Origin of the sequence: Pontibacter populi, assembly GCF_019336435.1 — a bacterium.
Taxonomy (GTDB): Bacteria; Bacteroidota; Bacteroidia; order Cytophagales; family Hymenobacteraceae; genus Pontibacter; species Pontibacter humidus.
Window position 1 is genome coordinate 1,278,116 of sequence record NZ_JAHWXQ010000001.1, and the last position, 19,685, is coordinate 1,297,800.

Annotated in this window: 15 protein-coding genes; 5 read left to right on the plus strand and 10 right to left on the minus strand. The window is 45.4% G+C overall.

Annotation, left to right across the window (positions count from 1 at the left end; translation table 11 throughout):
* Positions 1-70 precede the first annotated feature (70 nt).
* The 3 genes from msrA to KYK27_RS05545 form a co-directional block, all read right to left on the minus strand.
* Positions 71-610: a peptide-methionine (S)-S-oxide reductase MsrA gene (gene msrA / locus KYK27_RS05535; protein WP_199108981.1), complete on the minus strand. Its 540-nt coding sequence runs from the start codon at positions 608-610 to the stop codon at positions 71-73.
* A gap of 21 nt (positions 611-631) precedes the next feature.
* A complete protein-coding gene (locus tag KYK27_RS05540; RefSeq protein WP_199108982.1) occupies positions 632-946 on the minus strand; it encodes a peptide-methionine (R)-S-oxide reductase in 315 nt (104 codons plus the stop codon).
* A gap of 229 nt (positions 947-1,175) precedes the next feature.
* Positions 1,176-1,571 (minus strand): methionine-R-sulfoxide reductase, encoded by a 396-nt coding sequence (locus KYK27_RS05545; protein WP_199108983.1) that lies wholly within the window; start codon positions 1,569-1,571, stop codon positions 1,176-1,178.
* A gap of 214 nt (positions 1,572-1,785) precedes the next feature.
* On the opposite strand from KYK27_RS05545, the gene KYK27_RS05550 reads away from it, so the two are divergent.
* Complete coding sequence (locus tag KYK27_RS05550; RefSeq protein WP_199108984.1) at positions 1,786-2,649, plus strand: SDR family oxidoreductase; 864 nt, start codon at positions 1,786-1,788, stop codon at positions 2,647-2,649.
* Between the two features lie 362 nt (positions 2,650-3,011).
* On the opposite strand, the gene KYK27_RS05555 is transcribed toward KYK27_RS05550, so the two are convergent.
* The 7 genes from KYK27_RS05555 to KYK27_RS05585 form a co-directional block, all read right to left on the minus strand.
* Entirely contained in the window at positions 3,012-3,959 is a 948-nt protein-coding gene (locus KYK27_RS05555; RefSeq protein WP_199108985.1) for a TerC family protein, read from the minus strand.
* A 268-nt stretch (positions 3,960-4,227) separates the two neighbouring features.
* Positions 4,228-5,019 carry a glucose 1-dehydrogenase gene (locus tag KYK27_RS05560; RefSeq protein ID WP_199108986.1) on the minus strand — a complete coding sequence of 264 codons (792 nt, stop codon included), beginning with the start codon at positions 5,017-5,019 and terminating at the stop codon, positions 4,228-4,230.
* Positions 5,020-5,438: 419 nt separating this feature from the next.
* Positions 5,439-6,422 (minus strand): AbiH family protein, encoded by a 984-nt coding sequence (locus KYK27_RS05565; RefSeq protein WP_199108987.1) that lies wholly within the window; start codon positions 6,420-6,422, stop codon positions 5,439-5,441.
* Between the two features lie 188 nt (positions 6,423-6,610).
* A complete protein-coding gene (gene fumC, locus KYK27_RS05570) occupies positions 6,611-8,008 on the minus strand; it encodes a class II fumarate hydratase (protein WP_199108988.1) in 1,398 nt (465 codons plus the stop codon).
* Between the two features lie 242 nt (positions 8,009-8,250).
* Complete coding sequence (locus KYK27_RS05575) at positions 8,251-9,300, minus strand: hypothetical protein (protein ID WP_199108989.1); 1,050 nt, start codon at positions 9,298-9,300, stop codon at positions 8,251-8,253.
* Between the two features lie 891 nt (positions 9,301-10,191).
* Entirely contained in the window at positions 10,192-10,911 is a 720-nt protein-coding gene (locus KYK27_RS05580) for a hypothetical protein (RefSeq protein ID WP_199108990.1), read from the minus strand.
* 21 nt (positions 10,912-10,932) lie between these two features.
* Entirely contained in the window at positions 10,933-11,415 is a 483-nt protein-coding gene (locus KYK27_RS05585; RefSeq protein WP_199108991.1) for a DUF962 domain-containing protein, read from the minus strand.
* A 229-nt stretch (positions 11,416-11,644) separates the two neighbouring features.
* Between KYK27_RS05585 and KYK27_RS05590 the strand changes: the two genes are divergently transcribed.
* The 4 genes from KYK27_RS05590 (at position 11,645) to KYK27_RS05605 (ending at position 19,639) form a co-directional block, all read left to right on the plus strand.
* Complete coding sequence (locus KYK27_RS05590; RefSeq protein WP_199108992.1) at positions 11,645-14,563, plus strand: CHASE domain-containing protein; 2,919 nt, start codon at positions 11,645-11,647, stop codon at positions 14,561-14,563.
* 125 nt (positions 14,564-14,688) lie between these two features.
* Entirely contained in the window at positions 14,689-16,068 is a 1,380-nt protein-coding gene (gene radA, locus KYK27_RS05595) for a DNA repair protein RadA (RefSeq protein ID WP_199108993.1), read from the plus strand.
* A 154-nt stretch (positions 16,069-16,222) separates the two neighbouring features.
* A complete protein-coding gene (locus tag KYK27_RS05600) occupies positions 16,223-17,644 on the plus strand; it encodes a TlpA disulfide reductase family protein (RefSeq protein ID WP_233150259.1) in 1,422 nt (473 codons plus the stop codon).
* Positions 17,645-18,454: 810 nt separating this feature from the next.
* A complete protein-coding gene (locus KYK27_RS05605; protein WP_199108994.1) occupies positions 18,455-19,639 on the plus strand; it encodes a hypothetical protein in 1,185 nt (394 codons plus the stop codon).
* The last annotated feature ends 46 nt before the right edge of the window (positions 19,640-19,685 follow it).

The window sequence follows — 19,685 nt, forward strand, 5'->3', positions numbered from 1 at the left end:
AAGAATTACGAATGCCTGATGCTGACAAGATAAACCCGAAACACCAAACACCAAACACGAAAAACGAAAATCAACTGTACTCCGGTTTTAGCTTGTCTTTAAATACTTTCCTGAACTTATCAACTTTGGGGCGAACTACAAAAGCGCAATAAGGCTGGCTGCCGTTTCTCAGAAAGTAATCCTGATGATATTTCTCGGCGGGGTAATAGTTGGTGAGCGGTTCTATAGTTGTCACGATCGGATCATCGAAAGCGCCGGATTCGTCTAAGGCCAGTTTATACTTTTCAGCAAGCTGCTTTTGCTCTTCGTTATGATAGAAAACTACAGAACGGTACTGTGGGCCAACATCGTTGCCCTGGCGGTTTAGTGTAGTCGGGTCGTGGGTTTCCCAGAAAACCTGAAGTAACTCATCATAGGTTATCTGTTCTGGATCGTAGGTTATCTGGAGCACCTCTGCGTGGCCGGTGGTAGCGCTGCAAACCTGCTCGTAAGTCGGGTTTTCCACATGGCCGCCTGCATAGCCCGACTCTACTTTTTCCACACCTTTTAACTGTTGAAAAACCGCCTCTGTGCACCAGAAGCATCCATTACCGAATGTTGCTATTTCCATTGATCTGTGTTCTTAAGTAAGCTATAGTTTATAGTTTAGCGCATCTGCATTTATGCAGTAGCGCACTTTGGTTGGTGTACGAGCATCATCAAACAAATGGCCTAAGTGCTGCTTACACTGGCTGCACAACAACTGTATTCGCTCCCGCCCATATGTATCCAGCGGATTATGTGCCACATTTTCGTCTACCTGTTCCCAGAAGCTCGGGAAGCCGGAGCCAACTTCAAATTTATATTTTGCCTCAAACAAAACCTGTCCGCAATCAGAGCAGGTATAGAAGCCGTTTTGCAGTTCGCTCTCGCTTGGGTTGATCTTCTGGTTCCGTACGAATTTCATCTAAAAGTCAATCTGGTTTGTCATCCCCTGCCCCTTCAAAGGGGACTTATCCTCTAACGTAACTCAACTATAGATTTGCCCTTTTTAATTCGCTGGCGCGAGTTTGCAACCCGTGTCTTACTATAATACTGAGTTTGTAGTTCGACTTGGCCAGGGGCCCAACTATAGTTCGACATAAGCGAGGACGCTCGCGGCATGTATAATTGATTTACGCAGGATAGAATTACACTTACTTTTCCAGCTCTTCCACCGGTACAAACTTCATTGAGAGTGAGTTTACGCAGTGGCGGATGTTTTTTGGTGTCAGGTATTCGCCTTCGAACACGTGGCCCAGGTGCGCATCGCAGTTGGCGCACACAATTTCGGTACGGCGGCCATCGGCATCCGGAATGCGCTTCACAGCTCCGCTTATCTCATCATCAAAACTCGGCCAGCCGCAGCTCGACTCAAACTTGTATTCTGAAGTATAAAGTGGTGCATTGCAACGGCGGCACAGGTAAACCCCTTCTGCCTTATGGGTATAGTATTCGCCGGTGCCTGGGTATTCTGTTCCTTTGTTAACTATAATACGGGCTTCTTCCGGGGTAAGTACGTTATATTCTGATGGGTCTTTCGCGATTTTCATAAGCTATAGTTCTGTTGTTTTCTGTTTATACGTGTGGTTTTAAGAACAGCGGAAAGGTAAGAAGGTTTCAGGAAACTATACAGCCAACTATGACCACAAATGGCCGAATGCTGCTATAGAGCCGATAACTATAGTTTGATAACCTTCTCAGCGGTTGCCTGTTGTTTAAGAATATCGTAATCAATAAAATCGACAACCTAAATTATTAAACAACATGAAGATAGGAATAACCGGAGCCACAGGGCAGCTTGGCCGGCTTGTAGTTAGCAAGCTCAAAAATAAAGTGTCGGCAGATAACATAGTGGCACTTGCACGCTCGCAGCAAAAAGGCGCAGACTTAGGCGTAACGGTGCGCGAAGCTGATTATGCGAAGCCGGAAACACTGAACAGCGCACTGGAAGGTATTGACGCGCTGCTGCTGATCTCATCGAGTGAAGTAGGGCAACGTGCCACGCAGCACCACAATGTAATTGAAGCAGCAAAGAAAGCCGGCGTAAAATGGATCGTTTATACCAGCCTGTTGCACGCCGATACGTCGTCGTTGAGCCTGGCAGAGGAGCATCGCCAGACAGAAGCAGAACTGAAGCAATCCGGTATTCCGCACACTATCCTCAGAAACGGTTGGTATACCGAAAACTATGCAGGCTCTATACCAGGCGCAATTGCCGGTGGCGCTTTTATTGGTAGTGCCGGCGATGGCAAAATCTCATCCGCCTCGCGCGAAGACTTTGCTGATGCGGCAGTTGCTGTTTTAACCGGGCAAGGTCAGGAAGGAAAAATTTACGAACTGGCCGGCGACGAAGCTTATACGCTTAACGACCTGGCTGCAGAGATATCGCGCCAAACTGGTAAAGATATCCCGTACAAAAACTTACCTGAAGCCGATTATGCCTCAGCGCTTGCCGGTTTTGGTTTACCAGAAGGTCTGGCACAAGCTATTGCCGGCTGGGATGTTTCCGCATCAAAAGGTGATTTGTATGACGATAGCCGCCAGCTATCCAAACTTATCGGCCATCCGACCACGCCTATGAAAGAAACAGTAGCTGAAGCGCTGAAAGGAACGTCAAATGCCGGGTAGGTTTATAGTTGAACTATAGCTACTCCTTAATTATAAAAAGCTACTTCGGTAGCTTTTTGCTTTTATGCCGGAATCTCAAACTATAAAGTTTCAACTATGGATTTACTAAAGTCTGCCAAACTACTATAGTTGAGGGCAGCTTTTTCTATGTTGTCATTTCGAACAGCGTGAGAAATTTGTTTAAGCTATACCAGGTAGTGTTTTAAACAGATATCTCCTTTCGTCGAGATGACAGTTTCAATGTTAGTTGATGGCATTCCAAAGAAGTCTGCCAAACTATAGTTAAAGGCAATAAAAAAATCTGGCGGCAACTATAACTCTAGGTTACGCTGCCGCCAGATTTATATCAAAAGGTATATATGCTAAATGTTCTGATTGCCCTCGCTGTTTATTCTATTGTCCTTTCTGGTTTTTATAAAAGACAACACGATACTCGTTATCAGGATCAGCGCAATTACGAGCAAGGATATAAACGTAGGGATCTTGTAAATATCAACCATAACCATTTTCAACCCTACAAATACGAGTATAATGGCCAGTCCGTACGACAGGTAAACAAAGCGGTCTACTACGTGGGCAAGGGCAAAATACAGCGAGCGCAGACCCAGAATAGCAAACACGTTTGACGTATAAACTATAAACTGATCCTGCGTGATGGCAAGTATAGCCGGAATACTATCTACTGCGAAAATAAGGTCAGTGGCTTCGATCAATATCAGCACCAGGAAAAGCGGGGTTGCAAACCGCTTGCCGTCCTGCATTACAAAGAATTTATCACCGTGTAATTGATTGGTAACCGGCATTATCCTTCTGAAGAATTTTATTACCGGGTTGTTTTCCGGATCTATGGCTGCACCCTTCTCCGTAAACATTTTATAGCCGGTATAGATCAGGAAGACGCCGAAAATGTAGACGCTCCAGTGAAACTTCTGGATAAGAGCGACACCGGCGAAAATAAAGATGATCCTCATGACCAACGCACCCAGAATACCCCAGAACAGGATCTTATGCTGGTAAATGGCAGGTATCTTGAAATAGCCGAAAACAAGCACAAACACGAATATGTTGTCTATACTCAACGACTTCTCGATAAGGTAACCTGTCAGGAATTCAACTGCTTTTGCCTCTCCAAACCAGTAATAAATTAGCCCGTTAAAAGTTAAGGCAAGACTGATCCACACACCCGACCAGGTTAATGCTTCTTTTACCGACACGACATGCGCCTTCCGGTTAAAAACGCCTAGGTCGAGTGCGAGCATAAGCAGCACAAATACGTTGAACCCTATCCAGAATGTGGCATTTACTTCCATAAAGTGTTGCTATAGTTTGGTTTAGTTACAGTACTTATAAGGTGTTTGTTATAAGCAAGACCTGTTTTATTTACAAAATTAATCAGATCGGGCTCTAAGCAGAGGCAGTTTTTAACTATAAGCCTTAAAACAAGATAGAAAACACGAAAAGCAGCCCAAACAGCAGCTGCTTTTCCTTTAACCGTAGTTCATGTATAAGGCTTCGCGTGCCATAGCTGCCACCAGTACTATAAGTAATAAAATAGCTGCAGCGTGTGCTGACGGACGATCAGGGATTTCCGTACATATTGGACTCACCGCCATCTATAGCTATCGTTTGCCCATTCAGATAAGATACGGCATCACTTAACAGAAACGCCACAACCTTGGCTACTTCTTCGGGCAGGCCTAAGCGCCTGGTAGGGTTTCGTTGGGCATAGTCGGCTTCAGCGGCTTTGGGGTCATCGGGGTTTACTTCTCTGAAGGCTTCGGCAACCATAGGCGTAAGTATGGCGCCCGGCGCAATGGCGTTGGTTATGATGCCGTCCTTTCCGTATTCCAGGGCCGCGTTTTTTGTCATACCGGACACGGCGTGCTTGCTCGCTACATAAGCTATCTGGTTCAGTACGCCCCGTATGCCTCCCACCGATGCTACATTTACAATGCGCCCGTACTTTTGCTTCTGCATAACCGGAATTACATAGCGCATGCCGTAATAAACTCCCATCAGGTTAATGTCGATCACCTTCTTGAAAACATTGATGTCGTACTCTGTCATTGGTGCCTGCTTGCCTTCGATTCCGGCGTTATTGTAAAACCCATCTATGTGGCCAAAAGCTTTCTCCGTTTCAGAGACATACTTTTTAACATCATCTTCTTTAGATGCATCGCCCACCACCGTAATGATCTTTGCTGAAGAGAATTCTTTGGTCAGGTCGTTAGCCGTATCCGAAAGCTGGTCTTTGTTGAAATCCATCAAAGTAAGATTTGCTCCCTGACTTGCCAGCTCCTTGGCTGCTGCCAGCCCCAGGCCCATCGCAGCACCCGTGATAATAATAGATTTTTGATCGAATGTTTTCATAGTAGCTTATAGTTAAGTGTAGAACGCAATAAGTATTGGCAGGCTCCTGTTGTCTGCTTTTCAGAAGTACAGTGTAGAAGCCCGAAAAAACCTGGGGTGAAGAAGGGGAGCAGGGAAGTGTGAACTATGGATTATACGGCGGAAGGCGGTTTCCGGTAAAGCCAACTATAGTTGGGCGCTTTGAGAGTAGTGTTGCGCAGCTATGAGGAGTACTCATCTCCTTGCCGGCCCTTGCTGGCGCGAGCTTGTAGCTCGTGCCTTACTTTTCTAATGTAAATAAGTACGAGCTACAAGCTCGCACTAGCGAAGGTGGTATTGTGCAGCTATGAAAAGCTTTATGACGCAAGTGTGAGTGTAGCGGTAACTTGTGTGAAGTATGGCAGCCAGTTTATAACTGGCAAATGTAAAGTCTTGAGATTTTAACTGTTATTCAGTTTGAACAAATTAGTATTTATACCGACAAAAATCTTGCTCTCAACAAGTTTTTTTTCATTCTCATCTAACTTGGTTTTCGAAAGGAAAATATTCTTAATTTCCCGTTCCTTACGTGCTTTTTTATAGGCAAACCTCGGCGAAATATCCTCGCATTTATAAAAGATAATAAGGTGACAATCTCTTACTAATAATTGGTTGCCAATCAATTCCCACCAATAATTATCTGTTTCTCCAATTGAGGAGCCAAAAATACAAATTAGGTTAGCTGTAGTAATTCGCTTTATGCACGCATCGTCAACATTATGTTTTTGGGCCTTATTGCATTGAATTTTGATTATCGCTTCAAGGACATCTGGGTTTTCATGAAATTGAACGTTCTTCACCTGTGATTTATCGTTTACACCCATAATCATTCGTTCATCCACGAATCCATGCAAATGATCAATACCTTGTAAACTTACATGTGCCAAATCATGATGAGTACCAATTTTAATATTTGATATTTCTTCTCCTAAAATTCTTTCTAGGGTTCTAGTATAATTAAAGGTGATTATGTGAACGTACCATCTATTTTTGCTCCATCTATCTTTATATTCAGAAAGTTGATTACGATCGGAGTTTAGAAGATACTGTTCAGGATATATTAAGCACTTATGAAGCTCTTCTTTTAATATTTTACTGAAGTCAAAATTATTTTCTTGTTCAAGAAGGAAGTCAGCTAACTTTTCCGCAATGTCCTCAAAAACATCATCGAATTCCTCAAGTGTTTTTATGTTTTGAGTATACTCTCCAAGCGATAATTCTAAATCTGACCAATTATCTAGATTTTCAGAGAGATGCTTTTTGAATTTATTTACATATTCTTTCTTTGATTCAACTGATAGATAATGACAATAGAAATCTTTATATCTTGTTTTCATTCCAAGATTAAGATCGAATCCATTACCAAGTAAGAAAAGAATCTGCATTCTATTAGATTAGTTTTATAAAACTTGTTTGTCTGATATGGATTTAGAAGGATGATATATTAACTATAGAAACAAATATAACATCTATTAAGAAATTTTATTAGATAAAGGAAAAGCAGCCCCAAACGGAGCTGCTTTTCCTTTATCTACCAAGACGCAAAATATTGCGTCTCTACAAACTATAGTTCTTACTTCTTCAAGCTGCCGATCATGTCTTCCGGCTTCACCCACTCGTCGTACTGCTCGCTTGTCAACAGATCAAGGGCGATAGCTGCCTGGCGAAGCGTTGTGCCTTCTTTGTGAGCTTTCTTCGCGATCTTGGCTGCGTTGTCGTAACCGATGTGCGGGTTAAGGGCTGTTACCAGCATCAGCGAGTTCTCTAAGTTCTCTTTAATGCGGGCTGTATTCGGCTCAATCCCTACAGCGCAATGCTTGTCGAAAGAGTCGCAGGCATCACCGATCAGCTGGGCGCTCATCAGCAGGTTGTAGATCATCACTGGCTTAAACACGTTCAGTTCGAAATGTCCGTTCATGCCGCCCACGGAAATAGCCACGTCGTTACCGATCACCTGCGCGCAAACCATGGTCATTGCTTCTGCCTGTGTTGGGTTTACTTTGCCTGGCATGATAGAAGAACCTGGCTCGTTCTCTGGGATCAGGATCTCAGCGATACCGGAACGCGGACCAGAAGCCAGTAAACGGATGTCGTTGGCAATCTTCATCAGCGATACAGCCAGTTGCTTCAACGCGCCGGATGTCTCAACTATAGCATCGTGTGCTGCAAGTGCTTCGAATTTGTTTGGAGCTGTGATGAACGTATGACCTGCAAACTGAGAGATCTTCTCGGCAACCAGTACATCGTAACCAGCCGGCGTGTTAAGGCCTGTACCAACCGCAGAACCACCAAGGGCCAGCGTGCTCAGGTGCTCCAGCGTGTTGCGAAGCGCTTTCATGCCATAGTCCAGCTGGGCTACGTAACCCGAAAGCTCCTGGCCTAGTGTAAGCGGGGTAGCATCCATCAGGTGCGTACGTCCGATCTTCACCACATCCATGAACTCTTCAGACTTGCTGTGCAGCGTGTCGCGTAGTTTCTTAACCAACGGCAGTGTGTGCTCTACCACTTTTTTGTAAGCGGCAATGTGCATCGCTGTCGGGAAGGTGTCGTTAGAAGACTGCGACTTGTTTACGTCGTCGTTCGGGTGGATTTTCTTTTTCTCGTCCATCAGGTTGCCGCCCAGCAATACGTGCGCGCGGTTAGCTACCACTTCGTTCACGTTCATGTTTGACTGCGTGCCCGAACCTGTCTGCCACACCACCAGCGGGAATTCGTCAGCCAGTTTGCCTTCCAGAATTTCGTCGCAAACTCTACCGATGATCTCCGCTTTGTCCTGTGCCAGTACGCCCAACTCAGCGTTAGCAAAAGCCGCCGATTTTTTAAGTATAGCAAAAGCTTCGATCACTTCCTTCGGCATCAACTGGCCACCGATGGTGAAATTTTCTTTAGAGCGCTGCGTCTGAGCACCCCAGTATTTGTCTGCAGGCACCTCTACAGGGCCCATCGTGTCTTTCTCTACGCGAACTTGCATATCGTTTATACTTAGGTTTAAAGGATCAATTCTTACGCGGCAAAACTACTAAAAAGAGTTGTGAGTTACGAGTGCCGAGTCTCGAGTTATACTTTAATTATTGCTGCTCACTCCTTTTGTCATTTCGGACTATGTGAGAAATCTGAATCGGCTTTTATTTAAGTTAGGTCTCTCCCGTCGTCAGGATGATATTTTAATTAAATATCAACTCGTAACCCGGCACTCGTAACTCGTAACTATAATTACTTCTCCCCGAAAACAGGTACCTGCTTCTGTTCTATTTTAACCGGTTTGCGCACCTGCTTGTTTACGTACTTCTTTTCCTGCTCAAAGGCTACGATCTTCAGCGTAATGTCCAGGCCGGTGACGGTGTTGCTGTTCCGGAAAGTGGCGTGCAGGGTACCGTCGGAGGTTTTTGGTGTTTCGGAGAGTGTTACTTTTTTATAGTCAGAGACAATGCCTGTGCCCTGCGCGAAAGGATAAAGTTTCCACCCCTCTTCATCCGCCACAAACTTCTCTGCTGATTGCTTATTCATAAAGTAATAATCAATATTTCCGCTGGCATTAACCTGTGGTAAACCCGGCAGCAAGCCCAACCCAAAGCCCACTACCGGACTTACTGTTGAAGATGCTATTACTGAAGCTCCTTTTGTAACCAGTTTGGTCATGTTCTTCAGGTCTTCTACCGACTGCTGCCCCACACCGATCCAGTACACCCAATGCACGGTATTGGCCGGCAACTTAAACGGCACCGACACACGGCTCGGGTTCAGGTTTGCCATAGAGGCCACCCGGAACGTTTTATCAACTATAGTTACGGGCGTCAGTTCGCCTTTTACCAGTACTTTTTCGGTTGTGGTTGCCCAGGTGGTATCGGTTATAGTTTGCCAGGTGATGTTGGCGTTAAAGTGGCGGGTTTCTTCTTTTTCAGGAAGGCGTTTTATGCTTAACCTCGCCGGTATGGCTTTATCAGAAGTGGATGAAACTATAAACTTATACACCAGCTTTTGCGGCACGGTCAGCTTCAGTTCTTTTACTCTTTTTACCGGTTGCGAACTATACACAACAGCACCCGAAGCAAATTCCTGCACTTCCAGGTTTATTGTTTGTCCGGGCTTGTCAGGTTCAATGGTGATTGCCGCAACGTCGCCTTTCTGGAAACCATAAAAGTACACAGCTTGCTGGCCATCTGCCGGTATCGTTATCGTTTGCTCGGTTACGGTAATTGCTTTCTTCTGTGCGAATGCTGCCACGCTCCATAGCAGCATCAGCATCAGTAATTTATATTTCATTTTGTAGTTTCAGAAATCCGGGTGCAAAGATAAGAGGTAGGAATCTTATGATGGAAATATTTTGAGACTAGGTTAGTGGATGCGGCTGTAGTTTTATAGTTGGCGTGGCCCAACCACCCAGCTCCGCCTTGAAGGCAGGGAGTTTCTCTGGCTACTTCTCCATTTGTCATCCTGAAAGGATCTTGGTAGTAGGGAGATAAGACCTTTACTATAGTCGAGTAAACAGTTTCATTGTTGCGGCTTTAACCCACCCCTACCCCTCCCGAGAGGGAAATTTCTGCTGTTGGTATAGTTGAGGTATCGTTTTATAGTTACGGTTTCAACACCCCTGTTGAGCGCTGCTCGCAAGTTTCGAACTCTCGTTCTCACTTGTCCTCAAGGGGACAATTGCTGCCATAGCTATAGTTTTCGCTATAGTTCTATAGTTACAGTTTTACCCCTTCCCAACCTTCCCCTAATAACAGGGGAAGGAGCTTGGTTATAGGTTGACACCACGATAAGGGCAGGTTCACCTGTCCCTACGAAACTATAGCCACGATAAGTCTCGAAGCTTATCTTTTCAAATTATAGATGGTGGTTGCTATCGAACTAATCTCAGTCTTTGGGTTGAGCGCCTTTGATTTGTTGCGGTGCCGCCAGGCAATCCGAGGGACGAGGATAGCAAGAAAGCAACAGCGCGATGCCTGAAGACGAGGCCTCCCGGCCGTGAGGGCACCAAAGCCAGATTGAAACGATAGGCTCTTAGAGCTCCTAGGATGAAAGGATATTTGAAAGGAAGGCTTGGTTCTGACAGGAAAGACTTCAACTATAAGCTGAGATAGATTTCTCCTTTCGTCGAAATGACAAAGGAGAAACTATAGGCCTAAAATAGCTTAATCAACTCCTAACCCATTATCGAATCACTTTCTTACCTGATTTTTCAGATAGCAGCGCAATCATCTCTAATTGTACCGGCTTCAGGTAAGTAGTGTTAATATTGGAGTTATCGTTAAAAGTGATCAGGTACTCCCCTTCCGCGCCAAGATATTCGATTTTGCTTATTTGCGACATGCTATAGCTGCGTTCTTCAGAGAGCATGTTGGTAACGGTAAGCGTGTTCTCAAATATCCGGATGTGCCATTGCATAACAAACCATACAACCACACCGGAAATAATTACCATTGTCAGGAAAAGCAGCCGATATATCTTGATGGAGCCACGCCCTTCTGTTTGTAGCAGGTGACTTTGGTACATTTCATAATCGTGGCCTAAAAGCGACCTTTGAACCATTCTCAGAGGTAGAACAGCTAAGGTTAAGCCCAGCAGTAACCCCGGTGCAAAGAAGGCTCTGAAGTTTGGAGTAAGCAGGTGGATCCACCCTCCGGTTGAAGCATGAATTATACTTGAGAGCATGGCCAGTGCACCGGCACTGAACACGGCCAGCACGCAGGCAAAAAAGAAATAAGCAAACGTTAACCTCCACTCCTTTTTCTGGATGTATTGCTGTTCTTCAAGAGTCAGTTTCTCTCCTGTTGAGCCTGACAACAGTCTTCGCATTGCAAAACGAACTACAGGCAACAACACAGCAATAGCAAACATGCCTATCAACAGGCTTCTTATTATCTCAAGCATAAACGGGTATTTTCTGCAAAGTTAATAGGGTATACCCAATTTCCGGTATATAAACCCAAGTAACCAGGCAGGCCCTATCAATAAAAACTGCAGATCTTTTAAAAAGGAAGGCTTTTTACCCTCCACTTTGTGCCCATAGAACTGCCCGATCCAGGCAGCTATAAACACGAGAAGGCTTACCAACCATAAGGGGCTATCTGTTTTATAGTCAACCAGGTATACCAGCCAGAGCATAGCGGCGCAAACCATAACCATACCTGCAAACATAGGCACCGACAAGCGCAGGTAAAAAAGCAGCCCGAGCAGTATAACTATAGTTCCGAAATGTACAAAAGGGCGTAACTCTTCCGGGAAAAGCATTTTAAGTGGCTCACTTGGTATGCTGGCCAGTAACCCGATAATGCTGAAAAAGATAAGCGGCACACAGATCCAATGGATCAGCTTATTGGTGTGGTTCTGATGGCTTTGTCCGTATTCGTCAAACCATTGTTGTATCGGTTTCATCAGGCAGAGTTTATAGTTTAGTATACTTAATGTAGCAGGTTTACAGATAAAATACAAGAGGTTGTGCTAAAAGGGATTATCCAAAAAGTTATAAAATGATAAAGATGGTAAATTTGCCCTGCAACCTCTTTTTTGTATATTTGGGTATAGTACAACCACAACCCAACAAATACTCTGGGTAAAAGTATACTTTATACTATTGCGTTGGCTGTTGCTTAACCCCTAGCCTATGAGATTAGCTAAAATTGCTGCTTTTATTCAGGATCACGTAATTGCTATCTCATCTTTCCTGCTCATCTTTTTAGTAACTATATTTTTATACTCCGAAACAAAGAAGAAAGCCGCCGAGCGAAGCGAAAAACTGTTTGAGCTCCGGGCTGACCAGGCTACCCAGGATATCCACAAACGACTGAATGATTATATACAGATCCTGATCGGGGGCAAAGCTTTGTTCATTGCCTCTGATACAGTAGAGCGGGCTGCCTGGCACACGTACTCTAAAAACCTTAATCTCGAAGAAAAATACCCTGGCATACAAGGGTTGGGCTATACACACTTTATCAGGCCCGACGAAATGGAAGCACACGTCAGGCAGATAAGAAAAGAAGGATTTCCGGATTACAAAGTTGTGCCGGAAGGCAAACGGCCAATCTATAGTTCAATTATTTACCTGGAGCCCTTTACTGCTCGCAACCTGCGGGCTTTTGGCTTTGATATGTTCAGCGAGCCGATCAGGCAATCGGCGATGCGCATTGCCCGCGATACCAAACAGCCAGCAATGTCGGGTAAGGTACGTCTGAGGCAGGAAACCGGTAAAGATGAACAGGCCGGCTTCCTGATCTACCTGCCGGTTTACCGCAACAACGCTGACCCTGAAACCATACAGGAGCGGCAATACCTAATTAAAGGGTTTATTTACAGCCCTTTCCGGGCAAAAGACTTTATGTCGTATGCCCTGGGTGACGACTATGGCGACATTGACATAGAAGTGTACGACGGTACCACTATGAACAAAGAATCGCTGCTATACAGCACCGATTCTGTACTGCATTATAGCAGCAATAAGGCGAGGCTCAGCAAAACGAATACCATAACTATAGCTAACAATACCTGGCGCATTTACAGCACAGCCAAGCCGTCTTTTGTGCAGACCTCTGATGCCGGCCTGCCTTACTTTATATTGCTGGGTGGTAGTATTATCAGCTTCCTGATGTTCTTCATTATCTGGTCGCTGTCGAGCACACGCCGCTCTAACCGCCTGAAACAAACGATAACCGATAATGCCACTGCCGCCCTGTTCATACTTGACTCAAGAGGGTATTGCACCTTTATGAACCCTGCTGCTGAGGAAATGACCGGTTATTCTTTTGAGGAAATGCAGCAGCAAAGCCTTCATGACATGATTCACCATAAACACCCGGATGGATCAGAGTTTGAAGAAGAAGATTGCCCGATACGAAAGGCACTGAAACAGAAGCAAGCTATACGCGCCCTGGAAGAAGTATTTGTGCGAAAAGACGGTTCTTACTTTGATGCGATGTGCGCGGTGCAGCCAATTATAGAGAATGACAGCATAAGCTATACTATAATTGAGGTGCGTGACATTACAGATGAAAAGCGCACGCAGCAGGCAATTATAGAAAGTGAGGCACGCTTCAGGGCGATGGCTGATAATGCACCGGTAATTATTGCGATCACCGACGAGACAGGGCATTTTATTTATGTAAACAAGCAATGGATCGATTTTACCGGCAACTCTTTAAAAGACACCTTAAGCCGGCAATGGGTCAGTTACCTCCATGCGGAAGACAGGGAATACGCAGCTCAGAAACGTATTAAAGCAGTTGAAGACGGTGTAAGTTTCAGAATGGAACTCCGCATGCTGCGCCTTGACGGGCAATACCGCTGGGTTGCCATAACCAGTACGCCTCGTTTTGATGTTGATGGCGGGTTTATGGGCCACATCTCTTCTATTATAGATATTACAGAAATTAAGGAGGCGGAGCGTAGAGTAAAACAAAATGCAGAACTGCTGCAGAAGCTGTTCCTTGAGGTGCCGGCGCTGGTAGGCCTGGTGCGTGCACCGGATATGCAGTATGTACTGGCTAACCCACTTTACCGCAGTTTATATGGCAACCGCCCGTTAGTAGGCCGAACTATTTACGAAGCGCATAACGAACGTGAAGGCGATGGTTTCTTCATGAAAATAGAGGAAGTATTCAGTACCGGAAAGCCTTACGTTGGCAATGAAGTACCTGTAACTATCACTCCGACTAGTAATGGCCCGGCAATAGAGGCGTACTTTAACCTGGTATATCAGCCTTTAAAAGACCTGAACGGGAATGTAGAGGCGGTGCTGGTTTTTGCTATAGAAGTAACAGAATTGGTAACGGCTCGCTCCGGGTTGCTGGCCGCCAACGACGAGCTTAGCGACAAGAACAACGAACTGCTCCGCATCAACAGCGACCTCGATAACTTTGTATACACCGCCTCGCACGACCTTAAATCGCCGATAGCCAACATTGAAGGCCTGGTGATTATGCTCCGCGATATATTGCAGGGCAAGCTGGATTCCGAAGATGAAAAGGTGCTCGATATGGTGACTAACTCCATTAACAAGCTAAAAGGAACTATAGCTGACCTTACTGAGATAACCAAAGTACAGAAAGAACTGCAGTCTAAAGTAGAGCCGCTTCGGTTTGATGACATACTGAAAGATGTGCTGATAGACATAAATGGCCTGGTAGATGACACCGGAACCCAGATAAAGACCAGCTTTGAGGTTGATGCCATCCTATATGCCCGCAAAAACCTGCGCAGTATTATGTACAACCTGGTATCGAATGCTGTAAAATACCGCTCCCCGGACAGAACACCGGAAGTTGCAATAAGTACCTACCGGCAGGATGATTATGTAGTGCTGGAAGTTGCCGATAATGGGCTGGGTATCAAAAAAGAGCATCAGCATAAATTGTTCAGTATGTTTAAGCGACTACACACACATGTGGAAGGTACCGGCATTGGCTTGTACATTGTAAAGCGCATAATTGAGAACAACGGCGGTAAAATAAAAGTAGATAGCGACCATGGCGTCGGCACCACTTTCAGGGTTTATTTTAAGGAGATCCCGGTGGAGGAAACAGTATAAACACTACTCTGAAAATATATCTTTTAAGCTACTTTTTTTGACCGTTTTACACCTTTTAGTTGTTATAGTCTGCTGGCAAACCACTTCTTTTCTGCCAACTATACAACAACAAGAACTAACCTTATATGGCTAAAATAAAAACCTCCTACTTCTGCCAGAACTGCGGCGCACAATCAGCAAAATGGATTGGAAAATGCCCCGCCTGCGGCGAGTGGAACACCTACGTGGAAGAAGTAGTGCAACGCGAAGAACTGACCCCGACCAGCATATGGAAAGTGGGCAGCAGTTCGGCACAGGTAGCAAGCAAACCAAAACCGATCGCCGATATTACATTCCAGGAGCAGCAGCGTGTAGATACTACCGACCAGGAACTGAACCGGGTATTGGGTGGCGGCATTGTGCCCGGCTCTATGGTACTGATCGGTGGCGAACCAGGCATAGGCAAATCAACGCTGATGCTGCAGATTGCACTGAGCTTACGGGGCTTGCGTGTGCTGTATGTGAGCGGTGAAGAAAGCGAGCAGCAGATAAAAATGCGTGCAGAGCGCATTGGCACTGCTACTTCTGACTGCTTTATATTAACCGAAACCGGCACCCAGAACATCTTTAAACAGATAGAACAGCTACAACCACAGGTACTTATAGTTGACTCTATTCAAACGTTGCATTCGTCATTCATTGAAGCTGGCGCGGGCAGCGTGAGTCAGGTGCGCGAGTGTACAGCAGAGCTTCTGAAGTTTGCCAAAGAAAGTGGTACGCCGGTTTTCCTGATCGGACACATCACGAAAGAAGGCAACCTGGCCGGCCCTAAAATTCTGGAGCACATGGTAGATACTGTACTGCAGTTCGAAGGCGACCGCCACATGACTTACCGCATACTGCGCACGACTAAGAATCGTTTTGGTTCTACCTCGGAACTAGGTATTTACGAGATGATGGGTGCAGGTTTGCGCGAAGTGAGTAATCCATCGGAAATACTTATATCGCAGCGCGAAGATGCTTTCAGCGGGATTGGCATTGGCGCTACACTAGAAGGCAACAGACCACTTTTGATTGAAGTACAGAGTTTGGTAACGCCTGCTACCTACGGAACGCCGCAACGCACCAGCACTGGCTTTGATGGCAAGCGCCTGAATATGCTGCTAGCTGTGCTTGAGAAACGCGGTGGTTACAGATTAGGTGCCCAGGACGTGTTCCTGAACATTGCCGGCGGCCTTAAAGTAGAAGACCCTGCCCTGGATCTGGCAGTTTGCGCCTCTATCCTGTCATCGTTCGAAGACCTGGCCATACCCAATACGGCCTGCTTTGCCGCAGAAGTTGGCTTGGGTGGCGAAATAAGGGCTGTAAACCGTGTCGAGAACCGCATATCCGAAGCTGAAAAGTTAGGCTTTACGGACATCTACATCTCTAAATACAACAAGAAAGGACTCGACTTCAGTAAGTTTAACATTAAGGTGCACGCCTTCAGTAAACTGGAAGATGTTTTCAGTGAATTGTTTGGCTAAACCTATTGCAGGAATAGAAGAGCAACTATAGCATTTCTGGTTTTGTGAAGTAATTTTAGCAGGTCCGGAATTTATAGTTAGTAAATTGATGTTCAGCTACATAAATCCATTAAATTGGGTTAAAGTAGCTGAACATTCTATTTTCTGACCTTTTATGAAGCGAATTCAATTACTGCTGTTGCTGGCTGCGCTATTGCTGGTGAACTATACGTTTGGGCAAGGCAAAGCCATTATTACCGGCAAAATTACCAATCCGCTTTCTGACGAGATCACGGTCATCACCTATCCAAACCCGCTCATCCCGGAAGAAAAAGAAACAACTGTAGAACTTAACGGCAATACCTTTAAACTGGAAATTCCGGTTACAGAAACTACCCTGGCCGAACTGGTGCACGATAACGAAGTAGTGCCTGTATACCTGGAGCCCGGCTATAGTTTAACCCTGAGTTTTAACGGCGACAAGTTTCTGAAAACTATAAAGTTTGAAGGCAAAGGTGCTAACGAGAACAATTACCTGGCACAATACACCCGCCGTTTCGATGAGGTAGAAGATTACCAGGTGCTGCCCGACAACATTAAACTAGACGAAAAGGAATTTACCGAATTCCTGGACCTTCGCAAAAAAGACCAGCTCAAAAACCTGGAAAAGTATACTGCTAAAAACCCGGTTTCAGAGAAATTTAAAGCTTTTTCCCTTTCTGAGATAGCCTTTGGGTATGCCAATGATAAAGTAACCTACCCGGCCTTGCGCCAGCGTGTAGGGGCCAGCAAAAACTATGTAGCCCCATCAGCGTCATTTTATGCTTTTCTGGATCAGCTAGACATGCAGAACGGTTTAGCGATAAGTCCGGCATATATTGCTTTTCTGCGCAACTATACGGCACACTTTACCAAAGCCGCCGGCCTTATGGAGACAGATAAACTATACTATAAAAAGAACTATACGCTAGCTGCTGAAAAGCTACAAGGCAACGCCCGGTTACTGGCGCAAGCAAATATCCTGAAACAGTCTATCCAGAAAGGCCATATTGGTCACACCGAAGAAATGCTGCAAGACTATAAAGCCGGCAGCAAACAGCCTGATGTAGTAGCGTACCTGGAGAAGTACCTTGCAGAGAACAGCAAAAGTGCATTGGGCAGCCTGGCTCCTGACTTTAAACTAAAAAGTATAGATGGCTCAGAAGTAGCGCTCAGCGATTTTAAAGGCAAACTGGTGTACCTGAATTTCTGGCAGGCAGGCTGCGGTTTATGTATGATAGAATTGCCACACATGCAGGCACTTACCAAGCAACTACAGGATAAAAATGTGGTGTTTGTAAATGTGGGGCTGGATGAGGATGAGGCGAAATGGCATAAGATGGTAACTACAAAGCAATTGCTGGGCACACATTTGTACCTGAAAGGCCTGGATGCAGAGCTTGTAAAACGCTACGACCTGAAAGATGTGCCCGCTTATTTCCTGATTGACGAAGAAGGACGTTTTGTAACTATAAAAGCACGCCGCCCTAGCGACCGCGAAGCTGCCAACGATATTCTGCGCCACCTGAGTCAGCAGGGACAGGCCACTAACAAATAACCCCAAACCAACCCTAAACCCGTTCAACCGCCCGGTGCCTTTGGTGCCGGGCGGTTTTGTTTGAATCAGGATTTTCAGGATTGGGCTTTTATTATAGTTGGAGTTATAGTTTTATAGTTGCGGTTTTAACCCACCCCTACCCCTCCCGAGAGGGGAATTTCGGCTATAGTTATAGTTAGCTATAATTTTATAGTCTGCGTTTGTCATCCCCCTACCCCCTTCAAAGGGGGACTTTTCTTTCTTCACTAACTCACAAACTATAGTTCTATAGTTACAGACCACGAGCAGGCCAGGTTTACTTGGCCCCAAGGAACTATAGCCACGAACAAATAACCTATCTGCTTTAGCCAAGAGTAAATAAAGAGGCCATAGCTAAGGCAGTAACTATCGAACTTGATCGCAGTCTTTGGGTTGAGCGCCTTTGCTTTGTTGCGGTGCCTTTAGGCAACACGAGCAGAGCGAGGGAAGCAAGAAAGCAGCCGCGCGATGCCCGAAGGCGGGGCCTCCCGGCCGTGAGGGCACCAAAGCTAGCTTGAAACTGTAGGCAAGTAAAGCTCCCAGGATGGAAAGAATTTTGAAAGAAAAGGCTTGGTGCGGATTGTAGGAAATCAAACTATAGAACTCAGATTTCTCCCTCTGGTCGAAATGACAATAGAGGAATTATAACCAGTCAACTATAAACCAATAATACAACCTAAAATAACCGTTGCTTAAGCTACTGCGTACTTTAGATTCATCCCTCTGCTAAAGCATGGGTGATTTTAAAGAACCAAGTGAATACCTAAAAACAATACTTAAAAGGCAAAGCATATGGCATTAATCCACAGAAAAGACATTGAGAAATTACTTAATGTGCAGAATAACACTCAGAATGCGCTGTGCATCTCTATTTTTATACCCACTCACCGGGCCGGACACGAAACACTGAATGGAAACGACCAGATACTCTTCAAGAATAAGATAAGGGAAGCGAAAGCTTTACTCGCCCGACATGATGTGCCTGAAACAGAGATAGATGCTTACATGAAACCGGCAGAAGACTTACTGGCAGACGGTAATTTCTGGCGCCACCAGGCAGAGGGCCTGGCTGTATTTATTACGAAAGGGTTTTCGGCACACTATACACTGCCGGTAACTATGCCGGATGTAGTGTATGTGCTGGATCAATTCTACTTTACGCCTGTTATTCCGCTACTGAGCCAGAACGGGCGTTTCTTTATACTTTGCCTGAACCGCGAAAAGATCGGATTATATGAGGCTACTCTCGACAGGATGCGTCCGATAGATATAAGCTCCTTTGTGCCGGAGTCAATGAACAAAGCGCTCAAGTTTGATATCAAAGGCAAAGATCAGGACTTTACAAACTCAACGACTACAGTAAACGGTTCTAACATTGTGCATGGGGCAGGCTCAACCAAAGGCGACGAAGAGCATGAGCGCGTGCGTGAGTTCATGATTGAAGTAGACAACAGCCTGCAGCAGATATTACACGACGAACATGTTCCGCTGGTGCTGGCAGGTGTCGATCATTACTGCAGTATTTTTAAAGCGCATAGCAAGTACAAGAACATTGTTCCGGAAAACATTCATGTGAACGAGAATGCAGATGCTGCCAACGGGTTGCATGAAAAAGCACTTGCTGTAGTTAAGCCATTGATGCAGCAAAACCATACCGACTCGCTTTCGCGTTACGAGAACGTAGCAGGTACAGGCGTTACTTCTGAAGACATTGCAACTGTAGCAGCAGAAGCAGTGCATGGCCGCGTAGAAACGCTGTTTATTGCACCTGGCCAACCGGTTTGGGGTCGATATGATGCAAAGAATGCCGTAGCAGAGATACATGACGAATACCACCGTGGCGATGATGACCTGGTGAACCTGGCGGCTACCAAAACCTTGGCTCAGGGCGGACGTGTATTTGTAAGCAGCTACGACGGCCTGAGTGAAGGGGCTGCAGAAGGCGGTGCCAATGTGAAAGCGCTGTTCAGGTACTAACAAACTATAAATTGGGCTTTTTAAGTCCTTTACTATAACTTAGGGG

Bases quoted from the DNA above. Each gene is read 5' to 3' on its own strand.
- KYK27_RS05575 (WP_199108989.1), bottom strand. From the start codon at position 9,300: ATGAAATATAAATTACTGATGCTGATGCTGCTATGGAGCGTGGCAGCA.
- KYK27_RS05580 (WP_199108990.1), bottom strand. From the start codon at position 10,911: ATGCTTGAGATAATAAGAAGCCTGTTGATAGGCATGTTTGCTATTGCT.
- KYK27_RS05560 (WP_199108986.1), bottom strand. From the start codon at position 5,019: ATGAAAACATTCGATCAAAAATCTATTATTATCACGGGTGCTGCGATG.
- msrA (WP_199108981.1), bottom strand. From the start codon at position 610: ATGGAAATAGCAACATTCGGTAATGGATGCTTCTGGTGCACAGAGGCG.
- KYK27_RS05545 (WP_199108983.1), bottom strand. From the start codon at position 1,571: ATGAAAATCGCGAAAGACCCATCAGAATATAACGTACTTACCCCGGAA.
- KYK27_RS05600 (WP_233150259.1), top strand. From the start codon at position 16,223: ATGAAGCGAATTCAATTACTGCTGTTGCTGGCTGCGCTATTGCTGGTG.
- radA (WP_199108993.1), top strand. From the start codon at position 14,689: ATGGCTAAAATAAAAACCTCCTACTTCTGCCAGAACTGCGGCGCACAA.
- KYK27_RS05550 (WP_199108984.1), top strand. From the start codon at position 1,786: ATGAAGATAGGAATAACCGGAGCCACAGGGCAGCTTGGCCGGCTTGTA.
- KYK27_RS05590 (WP_199108992.1), top strand. From the start codon at position 11,645: ATGAGATTAGCTAAAATTGCTGCTTTTATTCAGGATCACGTAATTGCT.
- KYK27_RS05540 (WP_199108982.1), bottom strand. From the start codon at position 946: ATGAAATTCGTACGGAACCAGAAGATCAACCCAAGCGAGAGCGAACTG.
- KYK27_RS05555 (WP_199108985.1), bottom strand. From the start codon at position 3,959: ATGGAAGTAAATGCCACATTCTGGATAGGGTTCAACGTATTTGTGCTG.
- KYK27_RS05605 (WP_199108994.1), top strand. From the start codon at position 18,455: ATGGCATTAATCCACAGAAAAGACATTGAGAAATTACTTAATGTGCAG.
- fumC (WP_199108988.1), bottom strand. From the start codon at position 8,008: ATGCAAGTTCGCGTAGAGAAAGACACGATGGGCCCTGTAGAGGTGCCT.
- KYK27_RS05585 (WP_199108991.1), bottom strand. From the start codon at position 11,415: ATGAAACCGATACAACAATGGTTTGACGAATACGGACAAAGCCATCAG.
- KYK27_RS05565 (WP_199108987.1), bottom strand. From the start codon at position 6,422: ATGCAGATTCTTTTCTTACTTGGTAATGGATTCGATCTTAATCTTGGA.